The sequence below is a fragment of the Pararhodobacter marinus genome (assembly GCF_003122215.1).
GTDB classification, from domain to species: domain Bacteria; phylum Pseudomonadota; class Alphaproteobacteria; order Rhodobacterales; family Rhodobacteraceae; genus Pararhodobacter; species Pararhodobacter marinus.
In genome coordinates this window covers 480,536-506,018 of the sequence record NZ_QEYD01000001.1, presented here as the reverse complement: position 1 = coordinate 506,018, position 25,483 = coordinate 480,536, and the positions used below count along the sequence as shown (strand labels likewise).

At 66.9% G+C, this 25,483-nt stretch carries 27 protein-coding genes; 18 read left to right on the top strand and 9 right to left on the bottom strand.

Going from position 1 to position 25,483, the window contains the following annotated elements:
* Window positions 1-49 precede the first annotated feature (49 nt).
* Window positions 50-1,060, top strand: a complete 1,011-nt coding sequence (locus C4N9_RS02460; RefSeq protein ID WP_245902426.1) for an MBL fold metallo-hydrolase — start codon at window positions 50-52, stop codon at window positions 1,058-1,060.
* A gap of 76 nt (window positions 1,061-1,136) precedes the next feature.
* A complete protein-coding gene (locus C4N9_RS02455) occupies window positions 1,137-2,792 on the top strand; it encodes a tannase/feruloyl esterase family alpha/beta hydrolase (RefSeq protein WP_109531681.1) in 1,656 nt (551 codons plus the stop codon).
* A 66-nt stretch (window positions 2,793-2,858) separates the two neighbouring features.
* On the opposite strand, the gene C4N9_RS02450 is transcribed toward C4N9_RS02455, so the two are convergent.
* Window positions 2,859-3,854: a glutathione S-transferase family protein gene (locus tag C4N9_RS02450; RefSeq protein WP_109531680.1), complete on the bottom strand. Its 996-nt coding sequence runs from the start codon at window positions 3,852-3,854 to the stop codon at window positions 2,859-2,861.
* Between the two features lie 191 nt (window positions 3,855-4,045).
* Here C4N9_RS02450 and C4N9_RS02445 point away from each other — a divergent pair, with 191 nt between their 5' ends.
* The gene (locus C4N9_RS02445) at window positions 4,046-4,399 is read left to right on the top strand and encodes a hypothetical protein (RefSeq protein ID WP_109531679.1); all 354 of its coding nucleotides are present in this window, start codon (window positions 4,046-4,048) and stop codon (window positions 4,397-4,399) included.
* Between the two features lie 80 nt (window positions 4,400-4,479).
* Here the strand turns inward: C4N9_RS02445 and C4N9_RS02440 are convergent, their stop codons facing one another.
* Window positions 4,480-5,652 carry a MalY/PatB family protein gene (locus C4N9_RS02440; protein ID WP_109531678.1) on the bottom strand — a complete coding sequence of 391 codons (1,173 nt, stop codon included), beginning with the start codon at window positions 5,650-5,652 and terminating at the stop codon, window positions 4,480-4,482.
* Window positions 5,653-5,804: 152 nt separating this feature from the next.
* Between C4N9_RS02440 and def (C4N9_RS02435) the strand changes: the two genes are divergently transcribed.
* From def (C4N9_RS02435) to fmt, 3 genes are all read left to right on the top strand, one after another.
* A complete protein-coding gene (gene def / locus C4N9_RS02435; protein WP_109531677.1) occupies window positions 5,805-6,326 on the top strand; it encodes a peptide deformylase in 522 nt (173 codons plus the stop codon).
* Between the two features lie 26 nt (window positions 6,327-6,352).
* Window positions 6,353-6,847: a peptide deformylase gene (gene def, locus C4N9_RS02430; protein ID WP_109531676.1), complete on the top strand. Its 495-nt coding sequence runs from the start codon at window positions 6,353-6,355 to the stop codon at window positions 6,845-6,847.
* Window positions 6,848-6,935: 88 nt separating this feature from the next.
* A complete protein-coding gene (gene fmt, locus C4N9_RS02425; RefSeq protein ID WP_109531675.1) occupies window positions 6,936-7,838 on the top strand; it encodes a methionyl-tRNA formyltransferase in 903 nt (300 codons plus the stop codon).
* Between the two features lie 159 nt (window positions 7,839-7,997).
* Here the strand turns inward: fmt and C4N9_RS02420 are convergent, their stop codons facing one another.
* From C4N9_RS02420 to C4N9_RS02410, 3 genes are all read right to left on the bottom strand, one after another.
* Window positions 7,998-9,203 carry a TsoY family (seleno)protein gene (locus C4N9_RS02420; protein WP_109531674.1) on the bottom strand — a complete coding sequence of 402 codons (1,206 nt, stop codon included), beginning with the start codon at window positions 9,201-9,203 and terminating at the stop codon, window positions 7,998-8,000.
* Window positions 9,204-9,301: 98 nt separating this feature from the next.
* Window positions 9,302-9,727 (bottom strand): GNAT family N-acetyltransferase, encoded by a 426-nt coding sequence (locus C4N9_RS02415; protein ID WP_245902425.1) that lies wholly within the window; start codon window positions 9,725-9,727, stop codon window positions 9,302-9,304.
* Window positions 9,728-9,762: 35 nt separating this feature from the next.
* The gene (locus C4N9_RS02410; RefSeq protein ID WP_109531672.1) at window positions 9,763-10,215 is read right to left on the bottom strand and encodes a GNAT family N-acetyltransferase; all 453 of its coding nucleotides are present in this window, start codon (window positions 10,213-10,215) and stop codon (window positions 9,763-9,765) included.
* A gap of 163 nt (window positions 10,216-10,378) precedes the next feature.
* Here C4N9_RS02410 and C4N9_RS02405 point away from each other — a divergent pair, with 163 nt between their 5' ends.
* Entirely contained in the window at window positions 10,379-13,828 is a 3,450-nt protein-coding gene (locus C4N9_RS02405) for a chromosome segregation SMC family protein (RefSeq protein WP_109531671.1), read from the top strand.
* 87 nt (window positions 13,829-13,915) lie between these two features.
* Here C4N9_RS02405 and C4N9_RS02400 read toward each other — a convergent pair whose 3' ends face one another.
* Entirely contained in the window at window positions 13,916-14,272 is a 357-nt protein-coding gene (locus tag C4N9_RS02400; protein ID WP_109531670.1) for an ArsR/SmtB family transcription factor, read from the bottom strand.
* Window positions 14,273-14,499: 227 nt separating this feature from the next.
* On the opposite strand from C4N9_RS02400, the gene C4N9_RS02395 reads away from it, so the two are divergent.
* From C4N9_RS02395 to C4N9_RS02375, 5 genes are all read left to right on the top strand, one after another.
* Window positions 14,500-14,835: an AtpZ/AtpI family protein gene (locus C4N9_RS02395; protein WP_109531669.1), complete on the top strand. Its 336-nt coding sequence runs from the start codon at window positions 14,500-14,502 to the stop codon at window positions 14,833-14,835.
* Window positions 14,836-14,838: 3 nt separating this feature from the next.
* Window positions 14,839-15,609 carry a F0F1 ATP synthase subunit A gene (locus C4N9_RS02390; RefSeq protein WP_281260102.1) on the top strand — a complete coding sequence of 257 codons (771 nt, stop codon included), beginning with the start codon at window positions 14,839-14,841 and terminating at the stop codon, window positions 15,607-15,609.
* A 65-nt stretch (window positions 15,610-15,674) separates the two neighbouring features.
* A complete protein-coding gene (locus C4N9_RS02385; protein ID WP_107751530.1) occupies window positions 15,675-15,911 on the top strand; it encodes a F0F1 ATP synthase subunit C in 237 nt (78 codons plus the stop codon).
* Window positions 15,912-15,989: 78 nt separating this feature from the next.
* Window positions 15,990-16,571 carry a F0F1 ATP synthase subunit B' gene (locus C4N9_RS02380; protein WP_109531668.1) on the top strand — a complete coding sequence of 194 codons (582 nt, stop codon included), beginning with the start codon at window positions 15,990-15,992 and terminating at the stop codon, window positions 16,569-16,571.
* Window positions 16,568-17,125: a F0F1 ATP synthase subunit B gene (locus C4N9_RS02375; protein WP_109531667.1), complete on the top strand. Its 558-nt coding sequence runs from the start codon at window positions 16,568-16,570 to the stop codon at window positions 17,123-17,125. Before C4N9_RS02380 ends, C4N9_RS02375 begins: the two co-directional genes overlap by 4 nt.
* Window positions 17,126-17,183: 58 nt before the next feature.
* On the opposite strand, the gene C4N9_RS02370 is transcribed toward C4N9_RS02375, so the two are convergent.
* Complete coding sequence (locus C4N9_RS02370) at window positions 17,184-18,230, bottom strand: NAD(P)/FAD-dependent oxidoreductase (RefSeq protein WP_109531666.1); 1,047 nt, start codon at window positions 18,228-18,230, stop codon at window positions 17,184-17,186.
* Between the two features lie 55 nt (window positions 18,231-18,285).
* On the opposite strand from C4N9_RS02370, the gene mnmC2 reads away from it, so the two are divergent.
* Both mnmC2 and C4N9_RS02360 read left to right on the top strand, forming a co-directional pair.
* Window positions 18,286-18,942, top strand: coding sequence for a tRNA (5-methylaminomethyl-2-thiouridine)(34)-methyltransferase MnmC2 (mnmC2, locus tag C4N9_RS02365; RefSeq protein ID WP_109531665.1), 657 nt, complete (start codon window positions 18,286-18,288; stop codon window positions 18,940-18,942).
* Window positions 18,939-19,817 (top strand): DMT family transporter, encoded by an 879-nt coding sequence (locus tag C4N9_RS02360; protein ID WP_109531664.1) that lies wholly within the window; start codon window positions 18,939-18,941, stop codon window positions 19,815-19,817. The genes mnmC2 and C4N9_RS02360 overlap by 4 nt, the downstream gene beginning before the upstream one ends.
* Before the next feature lie 81 nt (window positions 19,818-19,898).
* Here C4N9_RS02360 and C4N9_RS02355 read toward each other — a convergent pair whose 3' ends face one another.
* Complete coding sequence (locus C4N9_RS02355; protein WP_109531663.1) at window positions 19,899-20,204, bottom strand: hypothetical protein; 306 nt, start codon at window positions 20,202-20,204, stop codon at window positions 19,899-19,901.
* 252 nt (window positions 20,205-20,456) lie between these two features.
* Between C4N9_RS02355 and C4N9_RS02350 the strand changes: the two genes are divergently transcribed.
* Window positions 20,457-22,040, top strand: coding sequence for a GMC family oxidoreductase (locus C4N9_RS02350; protein ID WP_109531662.1), 1,584 nt, complete (start codon window positions 20,457-20,459; stop codon window positions 22,038-22,040).
* Window positions 22,041-22,111: 71 nt separating this feature from the next.
* On the opposite strand, the gene C4N9_RS02345 is transcribed toward C4N9_RS02350, so the two are convergent.
* Window positions 22,112-22,798, bottom strand: coding sequence for an NnrU family protein (locus C4N9_RS02345; RefSeq protein WP_109531661.1), 687 nt, complete (start codon window positions 22,796-22,798; stop codon window positions 22,112-22,114).
* Between the two features lie 132 nt (window positions 22,799-22,930).
* Between C4N9_RS02345 and C4N9_RS02340 the strand changes: the two genes are divergently transcribed.
* Genes C4N9_RS02340 through accD form a run of 3 tightly spaced genes read left to right on the top strand, consistent with a single transcriptional unit; the run spans window position 22,931 to window position 25,480 of the window.
* Window positions 22,931-23,530, top strand: coding sequence for a DNA-3-methyladenine glycosylase I (locus C4N9_RS02340; protein ID WP_109531660.1), 600 nt, complete (start codon window positions 22,931-22,933; stop codon window positions 23,528-23,530).
* A complete protein-coding gene (locus tag C4N9_RS02335) occupies window positions 23,527-24,417 on the top strand; it encodes a CPBP family intramembrane glutamic endopeptidase (RefSeq protein ID WP_146195106.1) in 891 nt (296 codons plus the stop codon). The genes C4N9_RS02340 and C4N9_RS02335 overlap by 4 nt, the downstream gene beginning before the upstream one ends.
* 55 nt (window positions 24,418-24,472) lie before the next feature.
* Entirely contained in the window at window positions 24,473-25,480 is a 1,008-nt protein-coding gene (gene accD / locus C4N9_RS02330) for an acetyl-CoA carboxylase, carboxyltransferase subunit beta (RefSeq protein ID WP_109531658.1), read from the top strand.
* Window positions 25,481-25,483: the final 3 nt, after the last annotated feature.

Genomic DNA, 25,483 nt, shown 5'->3' with positions numbered 1-25,483 from the left:
CCAGATGAAGCGTCGCACCCTTCTTCGTACCGCTGCCGGACTCGCGGGTGTGACCGCTGCCGGCGGCGCGGCCACCGCCGTTCGGCGCGGGCGCAACCGCTATTACGACGGCCCGGTCAGCGACCATTTCGACGGCGTGCGGTTCTTCAACCCCGGCGGCTCGGCGCCCAAAGGGTTCAGCGACCTGATGCGCTGGCGCTTCGGCCCGAAGCCCACGGAATGGCCCGCCTCGATCCCGATGATCCGCCCGGCCCGTCCAGCCGAACGGGTGCAGGACCTGACCATCACCATGGTCGGCCATGCAACGCTGCTGATCCAGATGCAGGGGCTGAACATCCTGACCGATCCGGTCTGGTCCGAGCGTGTCTCGCCCGTCTCGTTCGCGGGACCACGGCGCGTCATCGCCCCCGGCATCGCCTTTACCGACCTGCCGCCCATCGACCTGATCCTGCTGTCGCATTGCCATTACGACCATCTGGACCTGCCCACGCTGCAGCGCCTGAAAGCGGCGCATGATCCGCAGGTGATCACGCCCCTGGGCAACGATGCGATCATCGCCGGAACCGGGCTGCGGACCGAGGTGATGGATTGGGGGGACGACATCCCTTTCGGCCCCTTGGGCGTGCATTGCCTGCCCTGCCATCACTGGAGCGCGCGCGGCGTGACCGATCGCTCCATGGCGCTGTGGGCGGCCTTCATGCTGACCGCGCCGGGCGGGGCCGTGCATTTCATCGGCGATACCGGCTTCGATCAGGGCCGCCCCTATCAGGGGCTCGGGCGGTTCGGCCCGATCCGCGCCGCGATCCTGCCGATCGGCGCCTATGATCCGCGCTGGTTCATGGCCGATCAACATCAAAACCCGGACGAGGCCGTGCAGGGATTCCTTGCCTCGGGCGCGGCGCATGGGGTGGGGCATCACTGGGGCACGATCCAGCTGACGAACGAGGGCCGCGACGAGCCTCGCGACCGGCTGGCCGAGATGCTGGACCGCCACTCGGTCGACCTGTCCCGCTTCCGCGCGATGGAGCCCGCCGAGGTCTGGCAAATCCCGGCGCTCTGAGCGCGACTTAGGGTAGCCATGCCAACGGTTTTCAGGAACACTCCCTCTGCTGATCGTTGTCCAGAGGGAGGAATGGATGTCGAGACTCACACGAATCGCGGTGGCGTCGCTCGCCGCGCTCGCGGCGCTGCCCGCGCAGGCGCAAGAGACCGAGGCCGAAGCGCGCTGTACCGCCGCCATGGATCTTGCCGTCGAGGGCGTGCGGCTGACCGAAGCCAGTTATAGCCCGGCGGGCGACGATTCGCCCGCCGATCACTGCATCCTGCGCGGCGTGATGGCCGAACGCACCGGGGCCGATGGCCAACCCTATGCGCTGCGCTTCGAATTGCGGCTGCCTGACGACTGGTCGGGACGGTTCCTGCACCAGTTCAACGGCGGCGCGGATGGCGAGGTCGTGCCGGCCCTTGGTGGCGGCGCGGGTATCGGCGACGTTCCGGCGCTGGGACGCGGCTTTGCCGTGGTCAGCTCGGATGCCGGCCATGACGGTGCGGCCCGGCCGGATCGCGGACTGGCGGGCGGCACCGCCTTCGGCCATGATTTCGAAGCCCGGCGGATGTATGGCTATGGCGCGGTTGAGACGCTGCAACCCGCCGCCATGGCGCTGACCGAAGCCTATTACGGCGAGGCGCCGCATCACGTTTATGGCTATGGGCGTTCGAATGGCGGGCGTCACGGTCTGGTTCAGGCCGAGCGGATGCCGGGAGCTTTCGACGGCATTCTGGCAGGCTTTCCCGGCTTCAACCTGCCGCGCACCGGGCTGCAGAGCGCGCTGGACATCCAGCTTTTCCTGTCGCTGGGCGGCACGCTGGCCGACGCCTTCAGCCGCGAGGATCTGACGGTGGTCGCGCAGTCGATCCTGAATGCCTGCGACGCGCTCGACGGGCTGGAAGACGGCGTCGTCAATGCGATGATGGAATGCCAGCAGGAATTCGACCCGCAGGTCATGGTCTGCACCGACGGCCAGAACAGCGACTGTCTGACCGCCGAGCAGGTCGATGTGCTTGTGGCGCGCCATGCCGGGCCCGTGAGCGCCGGCGGCGAGCTGCTTTACAACAGCTGGTACTGGGATCCGGGCATTGCCTCGGGCAACTGGCGGTTCTGGAACCTGGAAAGTCCGATTCCGCCATGGGACCACAACCCGCTGATCGCCACCATGGCGGCGGGCGCCACCGCGCAGATCTTCTCGACGCCGCCGGTCGAGGTGGGCGGCTCTCCGCAAGAGCTGCTCGATTTCATGGCCGGTTTCGATATCGAGGCGGGCAGCCAGGCGATCTTTGCCCGGACCGGCGACTTCCCCGAAAGCGCCATGTCGCTGATCGCCGTGCCGAATGTGGATGACCCTACGCTCGAGGCCTTCGAGGCTGAAGAGGGGCGGCTGATCATCTTCCATGGCGCGGCGGACCCGGTCTTTTCGGTCAAGGACACGATCGATTACGTCGAGCGCGTTCAGGCGAACAATCCCGAGGCCGACGATTTCCTGCGGCTCTACCTGGTGCCCGGGATGCCGCACGGGCCGGGCGGAAACTCGGCCAGCCAGTTCGATCTGCTCGACGCGCTGGTCGCCTGGGTCGAAGACGGCGAGGCGCCCGGCACGGTTGAGGCGGCTTTCCCCGAAGGGGACGCGGAATCGGCGGCGAATGCGGGGCACACCCGGCCGCTCTGCGTCTATCCGCAGGTCGCACAGTATGCGGGCGACGATCCCGCCGTCGCGGCCAGTTTCGACTGCCGCTGAGCGCGTCCGAGGATGACCAGGATCAGGCGCCCCATTGAGGGGCGCCTGCGTCGTTTCAGGACCGCGTCAGGCTACCGAGCCCAGCACATCGCCCCGCCCGTGCGGCGTTTCGAAATCCAGAACCGGCCCGATGGGGACGATCCGGTGCGGATTGATCGTGTCGTGGCTGTAGTGATAGTGGCGGGTGATGTGGTCCATGAAGACCGTGTCCGCCACGCCCGGCACCTGATACAGCGCGCGCGTGTAATCCCACAGATTCGGATAATCGACGATGCGGCGGCGGTTGCACTTGAAGTGGCCGTGATAGACCGCATCGAACCGCACCAGCGTGGTGAACAGACGCCAGTCGGCCTCGGTCACGCGGTCGCCCATCAGGAAGCGCTTGTCCGACAGCCGCTCCTCCAGCCAGTCGAGCGAATCGAACAGCGGGTGGACGGCATCTTCGTAGGCTTCCTGCGAGGTGGCGAAACCGGATTTGTAGACGCCGTTATTCACAGAGTCATACACCCGCGCATTCACGGGCTCGATGGCCTCGCGCAGGTCTTCGGGCCAGAAATCCAGCGTGTTGCCGGTAATTTCGTTGAAAGCCGAATTAAACATCCGGATGATTTCCGAGCTTTCATTCGACACGATGGTCGCGCGTTCCTTGTCCCACAGGACCGGCACCGTGACGCGCCCGGTCATCAGCGGATCGGCGCGGGTATAGACCTGGTGCAGGAAGTCGAAATCGAACAGCCGGTCGCCCGTCGCGCCGGGGAAATCGTCGCGCAGTTCCCAGCCGTTCGACAGCATGTCGGGATGCACGACCGAGACGTCGATGTGATCCTCCAACCCCTTGAGAGACCGGAAAATAAGCGCGCGGTGCGCCCAGGGGCAGGCATAGGACACATACAGGTGGTAGCGCCCGCTTTCAGCCTTGAAACCACCCTCGCCCGAGGGTCCGGCCGAACCGTCCGCCGTGACCCAGTTGCGCCAGCTGGCTTCGCTGCGCTGGAATTTTCCGCCCGTGCTTTCGGTATCGTACCATTCGTCATGCCAGCGGCCGTCGACAAGTCTACCCATCACTCTATCTCCTTTTGCGTAAAGGTGGCTGTCCGGGCCGGATGGTCAATCAAACTTGGGAACTGAGACCTGCGCAGGCTCTGTGCAGGGCCACACAGCCGGAAAAAGATCCGGTCGCGACACAACGGTAACTTGTTTTCGCTAAGGTTGATGACAAGGATGCCCGCCAAGGGGAATCGGGAGGTCCGATCATGTTCGAATTTTTGCCAGAGGACGTGCTGAAGGGCCTGCATGCGGCGCAGGCGCGCGACATGCGCAAGGGGTCGCGGCTGTCGGTTCATGTCGGCGACGACGTCTATCCGATCCTGCGGCTGTGGGAGACGGGCTTTGCCGTCGATGCCACGCGCATTCCCGCGCTGCGGGGCTTCGTCGACATCTATAACGGCCCGCGCCATATCATTCAGGCGCTGATCATCGCGGTCGAGGATGAGCACGGCGAAATGCGCTATGAATTCAAGCGCGAAACCACGATCACCGACGCGCCGATCCGCGATTACGCCATCGACCGGCCGGAAAACAGCGGCTACCTGCCCAGCCCGACGTAACGGACGGCGATGCTGATTCGGACAAATCCGAATTAAAAAGGGCCCGTTTCAGGGCCCTTTCTGCTGCGCATCCGGCCCGCTTACTGCAGGTCGCCAAAGGCCGCGGCCAGACGTGACACGGCTTCCTGCACATGGGCGCGCGGCGTGGCGATGTTGAAGCGCATGAAGGTCTCGCCGCCGGTTCCGAAGGTCGAGCCGTGATTGACCGCGATCCGGGCCTCGGTTTCGATGCGGCGGATCACCTCGGCGCTGTCCATGCCGGTGCCCGAGAAATCGACCCAGGCCAGATAGGTCGCCTCGAGCGGCATCGAGCGCAGGCCGGGGATCCGGTTCACGGCCTCGTCGAACAGCTGCCGGTTGCCATCGAGATAGACCATCAGCTCATCGACCCAGGCCGCGCCCTCGGGGCTGTAAGCGGCGGTCTCCATGCGCAGGCCGAATGAGCCCGGCGACATGCCCAGCGCCATCATCGTCTCGCCGAAGGCTTCGCGCAGCGCGGGATCGGGAATGATGACGTTGCCGTTATGGGCGCCGGCAATGTTGAAGGTCTTGGTCGGCGCGGTCATCATCACCAGCCGGTCCAGCATGTCGGGCAAGGCGTTGATCGCGGGCACATGCGTCTGTCCGGGGAAGACGAGATCGCAGTGAATCTCGTCCGAGATCAGCAGGAGATCATGCGCCTTGCAGAACGCGCCCAGCGCCTTCAGCTCGGCATCGCTCCAGCAACGGCCACCGGGGTTATGCGGCGACGAGATCACCACCATCTTTTCATTGCCGGTGAGACGCTTGGCGGCGTCCTCGAAATCCATCTCGTAGCGGCCGTCGCGGAACGCCAGCGGGCATTCGGTGACGGTCCGGCCGGCGGCTTTGATGATCTTCGCGAAGACGTGGTAAACCGGCGTGAACAGCACCACCCCGTCGCCCTTCTGGCTCCAGGTGTGGATGCACAGGGCGGTGCCGTTCACCAGCCCGTGCGTGGTGAAGATCCATTCGGGTTCGACATGCCAGCCGTGACGCGTGCTCATCCACCAGTCGATCGCCGCCTTGTAAGCCGAATCGTCGCCGAAATAGCCGAAAACGCCGTGATCGATCATCGCCTGCAATTCGCGCGTGACCGATGCCGGCGGGCGGAAATCCATATCTGCAACCCACATCGGGATACCGTCGTCGGGAGAGACGCCGAACATCGGCTCCATCATGTCCCACTTGGCCGAATGCGTTCCGCGCCGGTCGATGAGTTCGTCGAAGTTCATCCGTGTCTCCTTAACATGTGTGGTAGAATGCCGCCGCAAACGGCAGGATCAACCCCACAAATGACAGCGGAACCGCCCAAAGCCCCCGGTTGTCGCGGGTTTGCGCGCTCGGCGCCGTTGCGCGGCGCCAAAGGATCGCCTAGATCAGCGAAATGAGCCTGAGATCCATCCTTCTGCACCCAGATCCCCGCCTGAAAAAGGTTTGCGACCCGATCGACAGCGTCACGCCCGAGATCGGCAAACTGGCCGAGGATATGCTGGAAACCATGTACGACGCGCCGGGCATCGGTCTGGCAGCGCCGCAGATCGGCGTCATGCAGCGCCTGTTCGTCATGGATTGCGTCAAGGACGAGGACACGGCGCAGCAGCCGATGGTTCTGATCAACCCGGAAATCCTGTGGGCCTCGGACGAACGCAAGAGCTACGAGGAAGGCTGCCTGTCGATCCCCGACCAGTTCGCCGAAGTCTCGCGCCCCGCCTCGGTGCGGATGCGCTGGCTGGGGCTCGATGGCAAGACGCATGAGGAAGAGTTCGATAAGCTCTGGGCGACCTGTGCGCAGCACGAGCTCGATCACCTGAACGGCAAGCTGTTCATCGATTATCTGGGCCCTATGAAACGGCAGATGATCACCCGCAAGATGGAAAAGCTGAAGCGCGACCGCGCGCGGGGCTGAACCGCAGCGACAAGACCGAGGACGCGATGATCCGACCCTGCCTGCCCTGGCCCGACCGCCGTCTGCGCAGCCCGGCCGAGCCGGTCGAGGCCATCACCGACGAGATCCGCGCGATCTGGGACGACATGATCGACACGATGGAGGCGATGCCCGGCGTGGGCCTTGCCGCCGTGCAGATCGGCGTGATGAAGCGGCTGGCGGTGGTCGATGCCTCGGAAGCGCGCGGACAGGCGGTGCGGATGGCCAATCCCGAGGTCCTGCATGCCTCGGTCCAGTTGCGCGCGCATGATGAGGCCAGCCCCAACCTGCCCGGCGTCCATGCGCGCATCGAACGGCCCCGCGCGGTGACGGTGCGGTTTCTCAACGCGGAGGGCGAGATCGAGGAGCGCGATTTCGTCGGGCTCTGGGCGACCTCGGTCCAGCATCAGATCGACCATCTGAACGGGCAAATGTATTTCGACCGGCTGAGCAAGGTGAAGCGCGACATGCTTTTGCGCAAGGCAAAGAAGGCGCAGGGCTGACGGCCCCGCCCGTTGCACCCCCGCCCGGTCTTTGTGTAGCTGATCCGCGAACCGGGCAATCCCGGCAAGGCAGCTCAGGAGGCATCGGATGCGCGTCATCTTCATGGGAACCCCGGATTTCTCGGTGCCGGTGCTGGAAGCGCTTCACGCCGAGCACGAGGTGATCTGCGTCTATTCCCAGCCGCCCCGCCGTGCCGGACGCGGCAAGCAGGAGCGCCCGACGCCCGTCCATGCCCGCGCGCTGGAGCTGGGGCTTGAGGTCCGCCACCCGGTCTCGCTGAAAGGCGCCGACGAACAGGCGGGTTTCGCCGCGCTCGGGGCCGATGTCGCGGTGGTCGTGGCCTATGGGCTGATCCTGCCCCAGCCTGTGCTGGATGCACCCAGGCAGGGCTGCCTGAACATCCACGCCTCGCTTCTGCCGCGCTGGCGCGGCGCGGCGCCGATCCACCGGGCGATCATGGCGGGCGATGCCGAGACGGGCGTGTGCATCATGCAGATGGAGGCGGGGCTCGATACCGGGCCCGTGTTGCTGCGTGAAGCGACGCCCATCGGCGCGGGCGAAACCACCGGGCAGCTGCATGACCGGCTCTCGGCGATGGGTGCGCGGCTGATCGGCGAGGCTCTCGCGCGGCTTGAGACCCTGACGCCCGAGCCGCAGCCCGAGGACGGCGTCACCTATGCCGCGAAGATCGACAAGGCCGAGGCGCGGATCGACTGGACCCGGCCCGCCGAGGCCGTGGCACGCAAGATCCGCGGCCTGTCGCCGTTTCCGGGCGCATGGTGCGAGACGCCGGGCGGGCGGCTGAAGCTGCTGGGGGCTGTGGCGGTGGAGGAAACCGGCGCGCCCGGCACATTGCTGCACGATCTGACCGTGGCCTGTGGCGACGGCGCCGTGGCCGTCGACCGCGCCCAGCGCGAGGGCAAGCGGGTGATGGACCCGGACGAGCTGCGGCGCGGGGCGGGCTGGCCGGACGGGGTGACGTTCACCTGAAGGCGGCGCCCGTGGATTCGGGCGCATGAGTATTTTTTGCAGAGTGAAAGCACAGGCGCGGGTCAGCCTGCCTGAGGGCAATTGGCCGGGCGTCAAACGGCATCGGCGGCCTTCGGGAGGCCGCCGGTGCGCGTTGTCGGGCCGGATTATCAAGTTGGGTCACTCGGCCGGGACGGCGGCCACGGCACGGGGGGCGCCGAAATGCCGGCGGTTCAGGGTGAAGACCAGCGCGATCATGGCGGCCTGCACGATCAGGGCGATGGCGATGAAGCCCCAGTAGGCGGGCGAGAACTTGTCCACCAGATGCGTGGCGACCAGCCCCTTGTGGATGAAGAACTGCATCAGCACCACGAAACCGACACCGGGACAGACCAGCGCGTAGCTCATGACCGAAGTTTCGCGGCCCCAGAGAAAGCGCTTGGCGTAATTGTGGCGGGCGAGGATCAGCCAGCCGAACAGCGCGAAGACAAGCTGGATCGAGATCATCCGCGCCAGGAAGGTGAAGGTCTGTGCTGCCGTGCTGTGGTCTTCAAAATGCACGCCCAGACCGTGCGACTGGCGCATCATCAGGATGCCGAGGATCGTCATCAGCGGGATCAGGATCATCAGCGTCGGTGCGGTTTCGGCATTCGTGCCGTGATCCAGCATCGAGCGGATGCCCAGGATCAGGGCCACGCCCGCGATCAACAGGACCGTCACCATCAGGAAGGTCGAGGCGAAGATCGACAGGCCGACCACGGCGGGACTGGTGCTCATCGCGGCAGGGGCGGCCATGCCGACGCCGATCATCGCGAAGGCGAAGGCGGGCAGGATCTGGCCGAAGCTGTTATTGGCGGCATGGTTGAACCCGCCCTCGACCTTGATGCGGGCGATGAAATGACCGTAGGTGCGGAACGCGAAGACGGCGATCGCGGTGAAGGCCGCCAGCGCCAGAGGGAACAGGTATTCGACCACACTCCACAGGCCCGGGACGAAGACGAGCCCGGCAATGAACAGCCCGTTGACGGACATGGCGAGCGCCAGCGGCATTGCCATGAGCTGGCTCTGCGCGTTGGTCTTCAGGAAGGCGCGGTAGGCGTCGGTCTGTGTCCAGGCGCGGAAATGCGTCAGGTTCCAGACCAGCGATTTCAGATTGAGGAAAACAAACAGCGCGATCCCGGCCCAGGCGCCCACGATCATCGCCTGCATCAGCGCGTCGCCGGACCGGAACGCCGCCATGATGTCTTCGAAGACCGGCACGGTCTTTCCAGGATGCGGCACCCAGAACATCAGCCACATGAAGAAGGTCACCGACAACCCCCCCGCGCCGAGCGAGGACAGGAAATACATCGGGGAATAGGTGTCGGAGGGGCGGGAAAGCGGCATGACTCGGCTCCATACATTCATTTTATGGAATTCATATAACATTCACTTTTTAGAATGTGAAGGGCCGGATTGTCGCAGGTGCAACGAAGCTTGATGGTTCAGAGGCGCCGCCGATAGGTGATCGAGGTGGGCCTGTCATAGCCCGGATGCGCCGTGCGGGCGATTTCCGCGAAGCCCATCGCCCGGAAGGCCGCGTGATTCGCCGTCAGCTCGACCCGCGTCTGCAACGTGACCGAGGGACGGCCCAGCGCCCGGGCGCGCGCGACGGCATGGTCGATCATGACGCGCGACACGCCCTGCCCCCGATGCGACGCCGCCACGGCCAGCTTGCCCAGATACAGCGTATCGCCCTTGTCCGTCAGGATCATGCAGGCGACGGGGCCGGGTTCCAGAACCCAGAGCTCGGACGCCTGCGCCTCGGCGGCCAGATCGGCGGGCGTCATCCGGCCCAGCGACGAGGGCGGGTCGATGATCCCGTCCATAGAGGCGAAGGCCGCCGTCAGCAGGGTATGAACGGGCGTCATATCCTCGTCCGGGCCCATCCGGCGCGGAACCGGCCTCACAGCGCAAGCCCCATGAACACCGAGGCGGGGCTTTCGCGGTAGTCGCCGAACGGGCCGCAACGCGTAAAGCCGTGGCCGGCATACAGCGCCAGTGCCTCGGTATTGCGCGGGCCGGTTTCCAGCTTGAGCGCGGGCAGACCCAGCGCGCGGCCTTCGCCGATCAGCCGGGCCATCAATGCCTTGGCGGCGCCATGGCCACGCGCGCCGGGGTCCACATACATCGACTTGATCTCGCCGTATCCCGCCCTGAGCGCCAGCGCCGCCGTGCCCACGGGCTTCCCGGCAAGCCGCGCGGTGAAGAAACGGATATCGGGCGCACAAAGCGCGTCGATGGACAGGAAATGATTATCCTCGGGGTCGTAGAGGCTTTGCAGATAGGCATGCGAGGCCTGCAGAAGCGCGCTTACCGCCGGGTCGCGCGGGGTATCGGGGGAAATCGAGACAGCCATCGGGAACCTCTTTTCGGGGTAGCCTAGATCGCCCGATGTGTGGCGACAATGCCCCAATATCTTGTGGATAACCGCCGGGCGCCAGCAAGATCCGGCGTGGTTTCTTGACACCGCGCCGGGCTGTGCAAAGACTGGCTGCCAGAGCAGAAACAGGACCCCGCCCTTGCATTTCACCCGCCTGCGCCTCAACGGGTTCAAGAGCTTCGTGGATCCCACCGAACTGGTGATCCGCGAGGGGCTGACCGGCGTGGTCGGGCCGAATGGCTGCGGCAAGTCCAACCTGCTGGAAGCGCTGCGCTGGGTGATGGGCGAAAACCGCCCCACGGCGATGCGCGGCTCGGGCATGGAAGACGTGGTTTTCGCCGGCACCAAGTCGCGCGGCGCCCGGGCTTTTGCCGAAGTGGCGCTCAGTCTCGACAATTCCGACCGGCTGGCGCCGGCGGGGTTCAACGATACCGACGCGCTGGAAGTGACGCGGCGGATCACCCGCGATGCGGGGTCGGCCTACAAGGTGAACGGCAAGGATGTGCGCGCGCGCGACGTGCAGATGCTGTTCGCCGATGCCTCGACCGGGGCGCATTCGCCCGCGCTGGTCCGGCAGGGGCAGATTTCGGAACTCATCAACGCCAAGCCCAAGGCGCGCCGGCGGGTCCTCGAAGAGGCCGCCGGCATCTCGGGGCTCTACCAGCGCCGGCACGAGGCCGAGCTGCGGCTCAATGCGACCGAGACCAATCTCGAACGCGTGGGCGATACGGTGGAACAGCTGGCACAGCAGCTGGCGGTGCTGAACCGGCAAGCCCGACAGGCCGCGCGCTATCGCGAGATCGCCACGGCGCTGCGCCGGAACGAAGGGATGATCCTGTACAAGCGCTGGCGCGAGGCCGCACAGGCCCGGGCCGAGGTGCAATCGGCGCTGGCCGAAGCCGTCACGCAGGCCGCCGCCGCCGAACGGGCCGCGCGCGAGGCCCGCGCCGAGCGCGAGGGCCGCGAAGACGCGCTGCCGCCGCTGCGCGAAGAGGAATCGATCGCCGGCGCCATCCTGCAGCGGCTGCATGTCCAGCGCGATACGCTCAGCGATCAGGAAACCCGCGCGCGCGAAGCGGTGCAGACGCTGATGGCGCGGATCGAACAGCTGCGGCTCGACGCCCAGCGCGAAGCCGGGCTGGCGGCGGATGCCGACGAGACCATCGAACGGTTGCAATGGGAAGAGGAACAGCTGGCCCGGGCCTCGGAAGGCTACGACGAGAAGCTGGCCGAGGCCGTCGAGGCCGCGCGCGAAGCCTCCGATGTGCTGGCCGATATCGAAGCGCATCTGACCGAAGCGACCGAGGATGTCGCCCGCCTGTCCGCCCGGCACCAGTCCCTGACCCGGCAGGCTGCCGAGGCCAACGCCGAAGGTGACAAGGCCGCTGCGGGCGCCCAGCGCGCCGCCGACGAAGCCGCGCAGGCCGAGGCCAATCTCGAAGCCGCCGAGGCCGAGCAGGACGCAACGCGCGAAGCGCTGGACGCCGCGCAGGACATGCTGGACGCCGCCGAAGAGGCCCTGGCCGAGGCCGAAGCCGCCCGCGCCGAAGCGCAGGCCGCCGAGGTCGAGGCCCGCGCCGCCCGCGCCGGGGCCGAGGGCGAGGTCTCGGCCCTGTCCGCCGAGCTGACCGCGCTGCAACGGCTCATCGACCGCGACAGGGATCAGGCGGGCGGTATCTTGGACCAGCTTCGCGTTGCGCCGGGATACGAGCACGCGCTGGGCGCCGCCTTGGGCGACGATCTGCGCGCGGCACCGGCCGAGGCGGGCTCGGGCTGGCGCACGCTGCCGGGCTATGACGACACGGCGCCGCTGCCCGCGGGTGTCGAACCGCTCGCCGCATGGGTCACGGCGCCCGCCGAACTGACCCGCCGCCTGTCACAGATCGGCCTTGCCGACGCCGCGCGCGCCGAGGCGCTGCATGCCGAGCTGCGCCCCGGTCAGCGGCTGGTGACCACGGATGGCGACCTGTGGCGCTGGGACGGGCTGATGCAGCGCGGCGAGGATGCGCCCTCGGCCGCCGCGATCCGCCTGACGCAGCGCAACCGGCTCGATGCCCTGCGCGCCGAACTGGACGAAGCCGAGGAACGTCAGGACACCGCGCGCGAGACTCATGAAGCGCTGCAATCCGCGCTGACGCAGCGGACCGAGGCCGACCGCATGGCGCGCGATGCCCGCCGCGCCGCCGAACAGCGCCTGACCGAAGCCACCCGAGCCCAGTCCCGCGCCGAGGCCGCCGCGAGCCTTGCACAATCGAAGCGCGAAAGCGCCGGGCTGACGCTGGACCGGATGCAGGCCGAAGCCGAGGACGCGCAGTCGCGCCGCGCCGAGGCGGAGGAGGCCCTGGCCGAGCTGGACGATATCGACGCCGCGCGCGGGGCGCTGGAAACCATCCGTACCCGGGTCGAGGCCGCGCGCGTGGCAATGCTGTCACGCCGCGCCGCGCAGGAAGAGATCCGTCGCGACGGCGCGGCGCGGCGCACCCGTTCGCAGGAAGTCGCGCGCGATATCCAGAGCTGGACCGCGCGCAAGACCAATGCCGCCGAGCGGATCGCCGATCTGGAGCGCCGCGCCGACGACGCGCAGGACGAACTGTCGGAAGCGAATGCCGCGCCCGAGGAAATCCTCGCCCGCCGGGCCGAGCTGTCCGAGGCGATCACCGAGGCCGAGGAACGCCGCACCGCCGCCGTCGAGGCGCTCTTGTCGGCCGAAAGCGCCCTGCGCGCCGCGCAAGAGACCGAGCGCAACGCCGAACGGGCGGCGGGCGAAGCGCGCGAGGCCCGCGCCCGCGCCGAAGCCCGGGTCGACGCGGCGGGCGAAGCGGTGACGCTGGCCGCCAACCGCATCGCCGACGAGCTGGACACGACGCCGCAGGGGCTGCTGAACCAGTTGGGCATCGCCGCCGACGAGATCCCCGATTCCACCACGCTGGAAACCGAGATCGCCCGCCTGCGCCGGGCCCGCGACGCCTTGGGCGCGGTCAACCTGCGCGCCGAGGAAGACGCGCGGCAGGTCGAAGAGGAACACGGCACGCTGGTAACGGAAAAGGCCGATCTGGAAGCCGCCGTGGCCAAGCTGCGCGGCGGGATCGCGGCGCTGAACCGCGAGGGGCGTGAGCGGCTGCTGGCCGCCTTCGATCAGGTCCACGCCAATTTCGCCACGCTGTTCACCCATCTGTTCAACGGCGGCGAGGCGCGGCTGGTGCTGGTCGAATCCGACGATCCGCTGGAAGCGGGGCTGGAAATCCTGTGCCAGCCGCCGGGCAAAAAGCTGGCCTCGCTGAGCCTCTTGTCGGGGGGCGAGCAGACGCTGACCGCGCTGGCCCTGATCTTTGGCGTGTTCCTGGCCAACCCGGCGCCGATCTGTGTGCTCGACGAGGTGGATGCACCGCTTGACGATGCCAACGTGGTGCGGTTCTGCGAGCTGCTGGACGAGATGACCCGCCGCACCGAGACGCGCTTCCTGATCATCACCCATAACGCGCTGACCATGGCGCGGATGGACCGGCTGTTCGGTGTGACCATGGCGGAACAGGGCGTGAGCCAGCTGGTGAGTGTGAACCTCAAGGACGCCGAATCGCTGGTGGCATAGCAGGTCCCGGGGGGCTGTCTGCCCCCCTCTTGGCCTATGGCCAATTCACCCCCCGAGGATATTTCCGGAACAAAGAGGGCGGGCGGCTCAGTCGCCGTCGGTCGGAATGCCGAGTTCAGAGGCGAGGAAGCGCTCGAAAGCGTCGAGATTGAGCGGCTCGAACTGGCCGAACGCCTGCATCCAGACCGAGGCGGCGCGCATCGCGTCGGGTTCGAGCTTGCACCATTTCACCCGGCCGCGCTTTTCCTGGCTGATGAGCCCGGCCTCGGCGAGGATCGACAGGTGTTTCGAGATCGCGGCGAGCGAGATCGGGAAGGGATCGGCGACATCGGTGACCGCCATGTCGTCTTCGAGCAGCATCGACAGGATCGCCCGGCGCGTGGGATCGGCCAGCGCCATGAAGACCGCGTCGAGGGTTTTGGCGTCGTTGACCGGGAGGCTCATGGCATCGGGCGTATCGGCGCCGCGTGGAGCGGTCAAGACATTCAACGGATCGGTTGAATATGACCGGGCGGCGCGGAGCCCGCTTTTCCGCCTGCGGCAGCGCGGCGCAGGATAATTTTATCATTCTATTTCATAAGCTTAGCTATCACGAATACTTGTTGACTCTGGCATCCCCCGACCCTAGGTTGCGCCCGACCGTCACCCCGACTGTCGCAGGGACCTTCGCCATGTCCGAACCGAACGATCTGGAGCGCCTGAAAGCGCTCGACGCGCGGCTCGCGAGTTTGAAGAAGGCGCAGGCGCCGAAGACGAACGGGGTGGCGCAGGGCCATGACATGGCGAATTACGCCTGGCGCATGGTCACCGAGCTGGTTGCCGGTCTTCTGATCGGTTTCGGCATCGGGTTCGGGCTGGATAAGGTGTTCGACACCATGCCGCTGTTCCTGGTGCTGTTCATATTTCTGGGCCTTGTCGCCGGGATCCGCACGATGATGCGGACCGCGCAGGAAGCCCAACGGAAGAGCACGCAGGCGGGGACAGCCGCCAAGAACGAAGGGGACTGACACGTGGCCGCAGAAGAGCATGGCGAAGGCCTGACCTTCCACCCGATGGATCAATTCATCGTCTCGCCGCTGTTCGGCGACGGTGACGTCGGCGTCTTCACCATCACCAATGCCACGCTCTGGATGGCGCTGAGCGTCCTGGCGGCCGCGCTTCTGTTCATCGCCGGCACCCGGGGCCGCGCCATCGTGCCGACGCGGATCCAGTCGGTTGCCGAGCTGGCCTATGGCTTCATCCACAAGATGGTCGAAGACGTTGCGGGCAAAGAGGCGCTGTCCTTCTTCCCCTATATCTTCACCGTGTTCCTGTTCATCGTCTTTTCGAACTTCCTGGGCCTGCTGCCCATGGCGTTCACGCCCACCTCGCATATCGCCGTGACCGCGATCCTGGCGATCGGCGTGTTCCTGACCGTGACCATCGTCGGTTTCGTCAAGAACGGCGCGGGGTTCCTGGGTCTGTTCTGGGTGTCGTCGGCGCCTCTGGCCCTGCGCCCGGTCCTGGCGCTGATCGAGGTCATCTCGTATTTCGTGCGCCCGGTCAGCCATTCCATTCGTCTTGCGGGCAACATGATGGCCGGTCACGCCGTGATCAAGGTGTTCGCCGCCTTCGCGCCGCTGATCCTGATCTCGGGGATCGGGGTTGCCGTGACGCCTTTGTCCATCATCGCCATCACCGCGATGTACGGGCTCGAAATTCTCGTGGCCTTCATCCAGGCCTACGTGTTCACCATCCTGACCTGCGTGTACCTGAAGGACGCGCTGCACCCGAGCCACTGACGGCCCGGCTGACTGGTCCCCGGATATCTCTCTATAGCCAATTCCAACCGTAAGGAGTGACGAATATGGAAGGCTCGATCGTTCAAATGGGTGCTTACATCGGCGCTGGCCTGGCCTGCATGGGCATGGGCGGGGCTGCTGTCGGTGTGGGCAACGTTGCCGGCAACTTCCTGTCGGGCGCGCTGCGCAACCCCTCGGCCGCTGCCGGCCAGACCGCGACGCTGTTCATCGGCATCGCCTTCGCCGAAGCGCTGGGGATCTTCTCGTTCCTCGTCGCTCTGCTGCTGATGTTCGCCGTCTGATCCTGACCTTCCCGTGATCCTTACGGCCGGGCGGGTCTGACGACCTGCCCGGCGGATACGGTCAATCAGGAGCATCCGATGGAAGAAACAGTTCTCGAGCACGGAGCCGAGCAAGCGGCCGAACACGGGGCTGCCGCCGCACATGGTGCCGAGGCGGCGTCGGGTGGCATGCCGCAGCTCGATTTTGCGACCTTCCCGAACCAGATCTTCTGGCTCGTGGTCGCGCTGGTCGTGCTCTATTTCATTCTCTCGCGCGTGGCGTTGCCGCGGATCGGTTCGGTTCTGGCCGAACGGACCGGGACCATCACCAACGATATCGCCGCCGCCGAGACCTACAAGCAACAGGCCGCCGAGGCCGAGGCCGCCTATCACAAGGCCCTCGACGACGCGCGCGCTGCGGCAGCCAAGGTGGTCGAGGAATCGCGCGCCGAGATCCAGAAGGAACTCGACGTGGCCATCGCCAAGGCGGATGCCGAAATCGCCGCCCGCACCGCGGAATCGGAAGCGCGGATCGCCGAGATCCGGGAAAGCGCCGCCGAAGCCGTGAGCGCGGTGGCCAAGGACACGACGCAGGAAATCCTGACCGCCTTTGGCGTGCAGGCCGATGCTGCCTCCGTCGGTTCGGCGGTCGACAAGCGCCTGAACGGGGGTGCCGCATGAGCCGCTTTCTGACCCTGATCACGGTCTTTGCCGCGTCGCCGGCTCTGGCCGCTACTGGTCCGTTCTTCTCGCTGCGCAACACCGACTTCGTCGTGTTGCTCGCGTTCCTCCTGTTCGTCGGGGTGCTGTTCTACTTCAAGGTTCCGTCGTTGATCGGCGGCCTTCTGGACAAGCGTGCCGCGACGATCCGCGCCGAGCTCGACGAAGCGCGCAAGCTGCGGGAAGAGGCCCAGGAACTGCGGGCGTCCTTCGAGCGCAAGAAGGCCGAGGTCAAGGACCAGGCCGAGCGTATCGTCGCGAAGGCCAAGGCGGATGCCGAGCTTGCCGCGAAACAGGCGCAAGCCGACCTGGAAGCCACGATCGCGCGTCGTCTGCGTGCGGCCGAGGATCAGATCGCGTCGGCCGAGGCGGGGGCGGTGAAAGCCGTGCGCGACCGTGCCATCGCGGTGTCGATCGCTGCCTCGCGCGAGCTGATCGCCAGCAACATGACGGCGGAAGACGCCAACAAGATGATCGAGAACTCGATCGCGACGGTCGACCAGCGTCTGCACTGACGCCTGTCCCCATCGCCCGAAAGGCCCCGCTTGCGCGGGGCCTTTTCGTTTGCGCGCCTCAGCGACGCTTCAGATTATCCTCGACCCGGAAGCCGTCGGGCACGGCGTCGTTTCCGTCCAGCAGCAGATCGGCCGCCAGTTCGCCCAGCTTGGGCGCCATGCCGAAGCCGATCTTGAACCCGCCGTTCAGAACGTAATGGCCGTGCCGCCCCGGCCATGGCCCCAGCATCGGCGCGCGCGACGGGCTGCGCGGGCGAAGGCCGGCCCAACGCTCGATCACCGGCGCCTGCGCCAGATCGGGGGACAGGGCGCGGACGCGGTCGATGATATCCTCAAGCTGGTGATCCACGCTGTCGGGCGCATCGAAGTCGCGCTCGGATGTCGAGCCGATGGCAACGGTTCCGTCAATGTGGGGCACGACATGCAGGCTATCGGCGAAAAGCTGCGGCGCGTCGCGGAAATCGGCCCTCAGCAGCGCGGCCTGACCCTTCACACCCGCGCCCATCGGCTGCCCCAGATCGGCCCCCAAAGCGGCGAGCCCCGCCGCGCCAGTAGCCCAGAGCACCACGCCACCAGGCGGTTCGCTGCCGGTCTCGACGCTCACGCCCTTCCTGGCCAGCGCCGCCACCAGCGCCTCGGCGGCACCGCGCGGGCGCATCCGGGCGCTGAGCGTGTCATGGATCACCAATCCGGTGGGCGAGGGCAGGCGCATCCCCGGAACGCTGCCCGCAGGGACCACGCGCCACTCGGCCCGCCCCTGCCACAGCGCGCGCGCGTTCTCGCCGCGCTCTATCGCCCGGGTGACGGCGGCCTCGTCGGCCAGCGGCTGGACCCGGCCCGTGCGCGCGTAACCCGGATCGCGACCGCCGGCCGCTGCCACGTCGCGCCAGAACGCCTCGGCCATGATCAGGCTGTCGAACTGGAAGGCCTTCTTGGTGTTCCAGTTCTCGGGGACATGCGGCGCCAGAGCGCCGACGATCCCGCCCGACGAGCCCGCACCGACGCGCCGCGCTTCGATCACCCGCACCGAGGCGCCGCGCCTTGCCATCGCCCAGGCCGCGCTCAGGCCCAGGATCCCGGCGCCCATGACGGTGATTTGTGCCATTGCCTTTCCCCCTCAGGCGCGTAAAGGTCGCCCGGTTTTAATTCTTCACACGCGCATGACCCATCCCGACCTGTCCTGGATCGACGGCGATACGCCGGTCGCCACCGCGTTCGACGATCCCTACTTTACCGGCGGGCTCGAGGAAACGCGTCATGTCTTCCTGCAGGGCAACGATCTGCCCGCGCGGCTGAAAGACGGCTTTCGCGTGGCCGAGCTGGGCTTCGGCACCGGGCTGAACCTGCTGGCGCTGGCGCAGGCCTGGGACGGGCCCGGCATCGTGCATTTCACTTCGTTCGAGGCTTTCCCGATGGCGCCCGCCGACATGGCCCGTGCGCTGAAACCCTTCGCGCAGCCGATGGCCGAGGCGCTGGTCGCGGGCTGGGCGGCGGCAGAGGGGTCCGTGCGGCGTTTCAGCCTGGGGCAGGTCGAAGCCGAGATCCGCATCGGCGACGCGCGACAAGTGCTGCCGGAATGGGTGGACAAGGCGGATGCTTGGTTCCTCGACGGCTTCGCGCCGGCCCGCAATCCCGAATTGTGGGACGACGGCCTGATGGCCGAGGTTGCGCGCCACACCCGCCCCGGTGGCACATTTGCCACCTATACCGCTGCCGGCCATGTGCGCCGCGCGCTGGAACAGGCGGGATTCGCCGTCAGCCGCGTGCCGGGCTTCGGGCGCAAGAAACACATGAGCATCGGCAGGATCCCGGCATGAGCGCAAAGCAGAACACCACGCTGGGCATCTGGCTGATGGTCGCCGTGACCTTCATCTTCGCGGTGCAGGACGGCATTTCGCGCTATCTGGCCGACGAATACAACGTCTTCATGATCGTGATGATCCGCTACTGGTTCTTTGCGCTGTTCGTGGTGACGCTGGCCAGCCGCATGGCGGGGGGCGTGCGCAATGCCGCGCGATCGGGGGTGACGAAGACACAGATCTTCCGCGCCGCCCTGCTGGCGCTGGAAATCTACGTCGCCATCATCTCGTTCGTCGTTCTGGGGCTGGTCGAGGCGCATGCCGTCTTCGCCACCTATCCACTGCTGATCGCCGCCCTGTCCGGGCCGGTCCTGGGCGAAAAGGTCGGCTGGCGGCGCTGGGTGGCGATCGGGATCGGTTTCGCGGGGGTCCTGGTGATCCTGGAACCCGGTTTCGGCGTGTTCCGCCCCGAGGCGCTGATCCCCCTGCTGGCGGCCTTCATGTTCGCGCTTTACGGGCTGGTGACGCGCTATGTCGCGCGCTTCGATTCCGCCGCTGTCAGTTTTTTCTGGACCGGCGTCATCGGCGCGCTGGTCACAAGCGCGGTCGGCATCTGGTATTGGGAGCCGATGAGCGGCCCGCACTGGATCTGGATGGGGACGCTGTGCCTGACCTCGGCCAGCAGCCATTTCCTGCTGATCCGCGCCTACGAGGTGGCCGAGGCCAGCGCGATCCAGCCTTTCGCCTATCTGCAGCTGGTATTCGCGGCTACCATCGGCCTGACGATCTTCGGCGAGACGCTGCGCCCCAATGTCGCCGTGGGCGCGGTGATCGTCGTCTGCGCCGGGCTGTTCACGCTGTGGCGCGCACGGCTGGCGGAAACGCGCGACTGATCTAAGGACAGTGGAACACAGCGAAAAAGGGGCGCGGATCCGCACCCCTTTCACGATCTGACTGACCGAAGAGAGCCCGCTTCAGCCGCACATCTGCTCGGCGCGGACGCCAAAGGCGCGGTAGCGCGCCCAGAATTCGTTATCGCGCGCCGTGGGCGACATGCGCACTTCCTGCGCCTCGTCGGGATTGGCGAAGAAACGCGCGGCGCGGCGCTGTTCGCTGCGCGTCAGCGTGTCGTCGGCGGCGGCATCGATGCACCGGCACAGCTGGCGCGAGGCGCCCGGGCGGTCCGAACGGTTGCAGGCGGATTCGATCGGTCCGGCGAAAGCGAGCGTCGGCGCCATGGCCGCGAGGACGAGCACGGACGCAGTGATAAGATGTTTCATTCTTGCCTCTGTCCAGGAAGGTGCGGTCTTTGGCGACCGTCTTAACAATGGTTTATAACCCGTTCGTAATCATAGCAAAAACCTGCCGCTTCGCCAACCGCTACGCTTGGTGTCGACAGGCCCGCCCGGCCCAACATACACGCATCATGACATACCCGTGATGGCCCTGTGAAATCACATCTTGGGGGTGCGGCCGATTGCGCGCGAATCGCCCCGCCGTTATCGTCATCCGCTGGTGGAGGAGACACCGGCATGGCGGACTGGGACTATATCATCGTCGGTGCGGGCAGCGCCGGCTCGCTGCTGGCCAACCGGCTGAGCCGCAAGCACCGGGTGCTGCTGCTCGAGGCGGGGGGTTCGGACAATTACATCTGGACGCATATCCCGGTCGGGTACCTGTATTGCATCGACAATCCGCGCGCCGACTGGCGGCTGCGGACCGCGCCCGAGCCGGGGCTCAACGGCCGCTCGCTGCTGTATCCGCGCGGCAAGATGCTGGGCGGGTGCTCGTCGATCAACGGCATGCTGTACCTGCGCGGGCAGGCGGCGGATTACGACCAGTGGCGGCAGATGGGCAATGCCGGCTGGGGCTGGGACGACGTGCTGCCGCTGTTCAAGAGCCACGAGGATTACGCAGCGGGCGATCCGGGCGACATGCACGGCACGGGCGGCGAATGGCGGGTCGAGAACCAGCGTCTGCGCTGGCAGGTGCTGGACGACTGGGCGCAGGCCGCGGCCGAAACCGGCATCCCCAGGGTCGAGGATTTCAACACCGGCGACAACGAGGGCGTGGCCTATTTCAAGGTGAACCAGCGCGCGGGGTGGCGCTGGAATACCGCCAAGGCCTTCCTGCGCCCCGCCCGCCGGTCCGGTAACCTGGAAATCCATACGCAGGCGCAGGCGACGGGGCTGATCATCGAAGAGGGGCGCTGCACCGGCGTGCGCTATCTGCGCGACGGCCACCCCGCCGAGGCGCGCGCGGCGGCCGAGGTGATCCTGTCCGCGGGCTCGGTCGGCTCGACACAGCTGCTGCAGCTGGCCGGGATCGGCCCGGCGGAGCGGCTGAAGGAGCTGGGTATCGTCCCGCTGCAGGATTGCGACGCGGGCGAGAATTTGCAGGACCATCTGCAATTGCGGCTGTGCTTCAAGATCACCGGCGGCAAGTCCCTGAATACGATGGCCAATTCTCTGATCGGGAAAGCGATGATCGGCGCCGAATACGCGCTGTTCCGGCGCGGGCCGATGTCGATGGCGCCGTCGCAGCTGGGCGCTTTCGCGCGGTCGTCGCAGGATGTCGAGCGCGCGGATCTGGAATACCATGTGCAGCCGCTGAGCCTCGACGCCTTCGGACAGCCTCCCCACCGCTTCCCGGCGATCACCGCCTCGGTCTGCCAGTTGCGCCCCGACAGCCGTGGCTCGATCCGCATCCACAGCGCGGACCCGCGCGAAGCGCCGGTCATCGCGCCCAATTACCTGAGCGCCGAGAGCGACAAACACGTCGCCGCCAACGCGATCCGCCTGACGCGGCGGATCATGCAGGCGCCGTCGATGGCGAAATACAAGCCCGAGGAGTTCAAGCCCGGCCCAGAGGCGCAGAGCGAAGACGCGCTCATTCGCGCCGCGGGCGATATAGGCACGACGATCTTCCATCCCGTCGGCACCTGCCGCATGGGCCCCGACCCGCGCGCGGTGGTGGGGCCCGACCTGCGCGTGAACGGGGTGCGGGGGCTGCGGGTGGCGGATGCCTCGATCATGCCGACCATCACCTCGGGCAACACCAATTCGCCGACGCTCATGATCGCCGAGAAAGCGGCGGCGATGATCCTGGGCGGTTAGCGGGCAGGGGGCTTTGCCCCCTCGGCCTTGCGGCCTCACCCCCAGGATATTTGCGGAACAAAGACACGCGCTCAGCGAAACCAGACCAAGGGGTCAGGGCCGATGATGACCGGATGCAGGCCGATCAGCGCGGCCCAGGCCAGGATCGCGGCGAGCGCGGGGGCGATGCGGGGAAAGCCGGGGCGCCAGCGTCCGGCGACAAGCGCCGAGAGCGGGACGAGCGATGTGTTGCGCGCAAGCGCGGGCCAGTCGCGCAGGGTACGGCGCTTGCGCCGGTCGATGGCCGCCATGCCCGCCAGCGCGAAAAGGCCCAGCGGCGCGAAAAGCGCGACATGGGCAAGATCGCCATTGGCGACCACATGCGCAATGGCCCAGAGCGCCAGTGCCAGCAGCACGGGATGGCGCGAGACGCCGGCGATTCCGGGCCGCGCGGGGTCGAAGGGTTCGGCGCGAGAGCCGAAGCTCAGCGGATTGGTGCCCGCCGCCGCATAGACGATGAGCAGGCAGGACGCGAGCATCAGCACGAGCGCCAGCGCGGCCTGCCAGGGGGCGGGGGCCCAGAGCGGCAGAAAGGGCGCGCGACCGGCAGCGGCGATGAGCCAGACCAGAAGCGCAAGCGACAGGGCGGAATAGAAAAGGGTAAAGCCCCGCGGACCGAGAGCCCGGACCAGCGGAGCCTTCAGCGCCGGGCGCACCGCCAGCACGTGCGAGGCGATGAAGAGGCCCATCGCCAGCGCGAATTCGCTCCATCCGGTCATCGGGTCTTCCTGTCGTTTCTGGTCCGGCATCTCGGGCCCGGCATTTCGTCTTCGGGGATGCATTGACGCCGGTCGGGTTTCGCCGACAATGCCCGGCAGGAAAAGCCGCAGCAACGGCGAAAGGATCAAGAGATGCAGACCGCGCCCGGCCCCGATGGCCTTCTTCGTTGTGGCTGGTGCCTGTCGACGCCGGATTACGTGGCCTATCACGACGAGGATTGGGGCTATCCGGTCACGGGCGACCGGGCGTTGTTCGAGAAACTCACGCTCGAAGCGTTCCAGTCCGGGTTGAGCTGGCGGACCATCCTGCAAAAGCGCGACAATTTCCGCGCGGCCTTTGCCGGGTTCGACCCCGAGCAGGTGGCAGCCTATTCCGAGGACGACGTGGCGCGGTTGCTGGCGGATCCGGGGATCGTGCGTCACCGGGGCAAGATCACGGCGACCATCACCAATGCCCGCGCGTTGCTGGCGATGCAGGCAGCGGGGCAGAGCCTGTCGGGGCTGGTCTGGTCTTACGAGCCCGATAGTCCGCCGGTCTACGGCGACACGACCTCGCCGCAATCGGTGGCCTTGTCGAAGGATCTGAAAAAGCGCGGCTGGGCATTCGTGGGTCCGACCACGATCTATGCCTTCATGCAGGCGGTGGGCCTGATCAACGACCACCACCCGGATTGCGCGCATCACGCAGCCGCCGAAGCGGCGCGGGCCGCGTTCGGGAGGCCCCGCGCGTGAGTCCTCCGGCCTATGAACCGCTGGTCGCGCCCGCCCGGCCAAGACGCCAGCTCTGGCGCACCGTGCTGGGGCTGTGCCTGATCGGCGGGGTGTATTTCCTGTGGATGGTGTTGACCGGCGTGGCGATCTGGCTGGTGCAAGGGCTCGACGGGTTCGAACAAAGCCTGCAGCGTATTTCGACCGGCGCCGATCCGTGGTCGCTGATCCTGCTTCTGTCGACCTTTCTGGGGGGCTGGCTGGGCGTGTGGATCGCGGTGCACCTGCTGCACCGGCGCGGGTTGCGCAGTCTTCTGGGCCGCGCGCCCAAGGTCTTGCGGGATTTCACGCTGGGCGTGGGCGCGATGATCCTGGTGGGCGGCGGCCTGACGCTGGCCGCTGCGCCGCTGTTGCCGCCGCTGGAGATGACACCCGATCCGGGTCGCTGGCTGATTTTCCTGCCGCTGGCCCTGCTGGGGATCCTGATCCAGACCGGGGCCGAGGAACTGGTGTTTCGCGGCTACCTGCAAAGCCAGCTTGCCGCGCGCTTCGGGGCGCCGGTGGTGTACCTGCTCGTGCCGTCGCTGCTGTTCGGCTTCGCGCATTTCAACGCCGCGACGCTGGGCGACACGGTCTGGTACGTCTTTGCCGCGACGGCCCTGTTCGGGCTGATCGCTTCGGACCTGACGCAGCGCAGCGGAGCCCTGGGGCTGGCATGGGGGCTGCATTTCGCCAACAACGTGATCGCCATCCTGATCGTCAGCGTGATGGGCGGGCTTGGCGGGCTGGCGCTGCTGCGCGCGCCGGGTGGCGCGCTGGCGGAGTCGGTGCTGCGGCCGATCCTGCTGGCCGATATGGTGCTCATGGTCATCGTCTGGGCCGTCTGCCGGTTGTGGATCCGGCGTCGGTGATGTTGCATTCCCGCAAAGCCCGGCCTATCTGGACCCAAGCGCAAGGGGAGACCCGATGAACTGGATCACGAACTACGTCCGCCCAACGATCAATTCGCTGTTTTCGCGCCGCGAGGTGCCCGAGAACCTGTGGTCCAAGTGCCCCGAATGCGGCACGATGCTGTTCCACCGCGAGCTGACCGATAACCTGCAGGTCTGCTCGAACTGCAATCACCACATGGCGATTTCGCCGCGCGAGCGGTTCAAGACGCTGTTCGATGCCGGAACCTTCAGCGAGGTCCCGGTCCCCGATCCGGTCGCCGACCCGCTGCAATTCCGCGATCAGAAGAAATATCCCGACCGTCTGAAAGGGGCCCAGAAGGCCACCGGCGAGAAGGAAGCGATGCTGGTCGCAGAGGGCGAGATCGGGCGCATGCCCGTGGTCTGCGCCGGGCAGGATTTCAGCTTCATGGCCGGGTCGATGGGGATGTATGTGGGCAATGCCTTCATCGCCGCCTGCGAGCGCGCGATCCAGCGCCGGGCGCCGCTGGTGGTGTTTGCCGCAGCCGGCGGGGCGCGGATGCAGGAAGGCATCCTGTCGCTGATGCAGATGCCGCGCACCACGGTCGCGATCCAGATGCTCAGGGATGCGGGCCTGCCCTATATCTGCGTGCTGACCCATCCGACGACCGGCGGCGTGACCGCATCCTATGCGATGCTGGGCGACGTTCAGATCGCCGAGCCCAACGCGCTGATCTGCTTCGCCGGCCCGCGCGTGATCGAGCAGACGATCCGCGAGAAACTGCCCGAGGGCTTCCAGCGCGCCGAGTACCTGCTGGATCACGGGATGCTGGACCGGGTGACCAACCGCAAGGACATGCGGACCGAGCTGATCACCATCCTGCGGATGCTGACGGGCCTGCCGCCGGCGACGATGGGCGATCTGCCCGCGCCCGAGGCCGATGTCGAAGCCGGTGCCGCCGCGCTTCCGCAACCGCCCGTGGCCGAACCCGCGCCGGTTCCCGCCAAGCCCGCCACCAAGGCCGCGGCCAAGCCGGCCACCAAGGGCGACGCCAAATCGTGAGCA

What these genes read in the sequence shown, in the direction of transcription:
- fmt (WP_109531675.1), top strand. Translation starts at nt 6,936, where the DNA reads ATGCGCGTCATCTTCATGGGAACCCCGGATTTCTCGGTGCCGGTGCTG.
- C4N9_RS02440 (WP_109531678.1), bottom strand. Translation starts at nt 5,652, where the DNA reads ATGAACTTCGACGAACTCATCGACCGGCGCGGAACGCATTCGGCCAAG.
- C4N9_RS02360 (WP_109531664.1), top strand. Translation starts at nt 18,939, where the DNA reads ATGAGCGCAAAGCAGAACACCACGCTGGGCATCTGGCTGATGGTCGCC.
- C4N9_RS02380 (WP_109531668.1), top strand. Translation starts at nt 15,990, where the DNA reads ATGGAAGAAACAGTTCTCGAGCACGGAGCCGAGCAAGCGGCCGAACAC.
- C4N9_RS02455 (WP_109531681.1), top strand. Translation starts at nt 1,137, where the DNA reads ATGTCGAGACTCACACGAATCGCGGTGGCGTCGCTCGCCGCGCTCGCG.
- C4N9_RS02355 (WP_109531663.1), bottom strand. Translation starts at nt 20,204, where the DNA reads ATGAAACATCTTATCACTGCGTCCGTGCTCGTCCTCGCGGCCATGGCG.
- accD (WP_109531658.1), top strand. Translation starts at nt 24,473, where the DNA reads ATGAACTGGATCACGAACTACGTCCGCCCAACGATCAATTCGCTGTTT.
- C4N9_RS02395 (WP_109531669.1), top strand. Translation starts at nt 14,500, where the DNA reads ATGTCCGAACCGAACGATCTGGAGCGCCTGAAAGCGCTCGACGCGCGG.
- C4N9_RS02415 (WP_245902425.1), bottom strand. Translation starts at nt 9,727, where the DNA reads ATGACGCCCGTTCATACCCTGCTGACGGCGGCCTTCGCCTCTATGGAC.
- C4N9_RS02375 (WP_109531667.1), top strand. Translation starts at nt 16,568, where the DNA reads ATGAGCCGCTTTCTGACCCTGATCACGGTCTTTGCCGCGTCGCCGGCT.
- C4N9_RS02410 (WP_109531672.1), bottom strand. Translation starts at nt 10,215, where the DNA reads ATGGCTGTCTCGATTTCCCCCGATACCCCGCGCGACCCGGCGGTAAGC.
- def (WP_109531677.1), top strand. Translation starts at nt 5,805, where the DNA reads ATGAGCCTGAGATCCATCCTTCTGCACCCAGATCCCCGCCTGAAAAAG.
- C4N9_RS02385 (WP_107751530.1), top strand. Translation starts at nt 15,675, where the DNA reads ATGGAAGGCTCGATCGTTCAAATGGGTGCTTACATCGGCGCTGGCCTG.
- C4N9_RS02350 (WP_109531662.1), top strand. Translation starts at nt 20,457, where the DNA reads ATGGCGGACTGGGACTATATCATCGTCGGTGCGGGCAGCGCCGGCTCG.
- mnmC2 (WP_109531665.1), top strand. Translation starts at nt 18,286, where the DNA reads ATGACCCATCCCGACCTGTCCTGGATCGACGGCGATACGCCGGTCGCC.
- C4N9_RS02445 (WP_109531679.1), top strand. Translation starts at nt 4,046, where the DNA reads ATGTTCGAATTTTTGCCAGAGGACGTGCTGAAGGGCCTGCATGCGGCG.
- C4N9_RS02400 (WP_109531670.1), bottom strand. Translation starts at nt 14,272, where the DNA reads ATGAGCCTCCCGGTCAACGACGCCAAAACCCTCGACGCGGTCTTCATG.
- def (WP_109531676.1), top strand. Translation starts at nt 6,353, where the DNA reads ATGATCCGACCCTGCCTGCCCTGGCCCGACCGCCGTCTGCGCAGCCCG.
- C4N9_RS02450 (WP_109531680.1), bottom strand. Translation starts at nt 3,854, where the DNA reads ATGGGTAGACTTGTCGACGGCCGCTGGCATGACGAATGGTACGATACC.
- C4N9_RS02345 (WP_109531661.1), bottom strand. Translation starts at nt 22,798, where the DNA reads ATGACCGGATGGAGCGAATTCGCGCTGGCGATGGGCCTCTTCATCGCC.
- C4N9_RS02420 (WP_109531674.1), bottom strand. Translation starts at nt 9,203, where the DNA reads ATGCCGCTTTCCCGCCCCTCCGACACCTATTCCCCGATGTATTTCCTG.
- C4N9_RS02340 (WP_109531660.1), top strand. Translation starts at nt 22,931, where the DNA reads ATGCAGACCGCGCCCGGCCCCGATGGCCTTCTTCGTTGTGGCTGGTGC.
- C4N9_RS02370 (WP_109531666.1), bottom strand. Translation starts at nt 18,230, where the DNA reads ATGGCACAAATCACCGTCATGGGCGCCGGGATCCTGGGCCTGAGCGCG.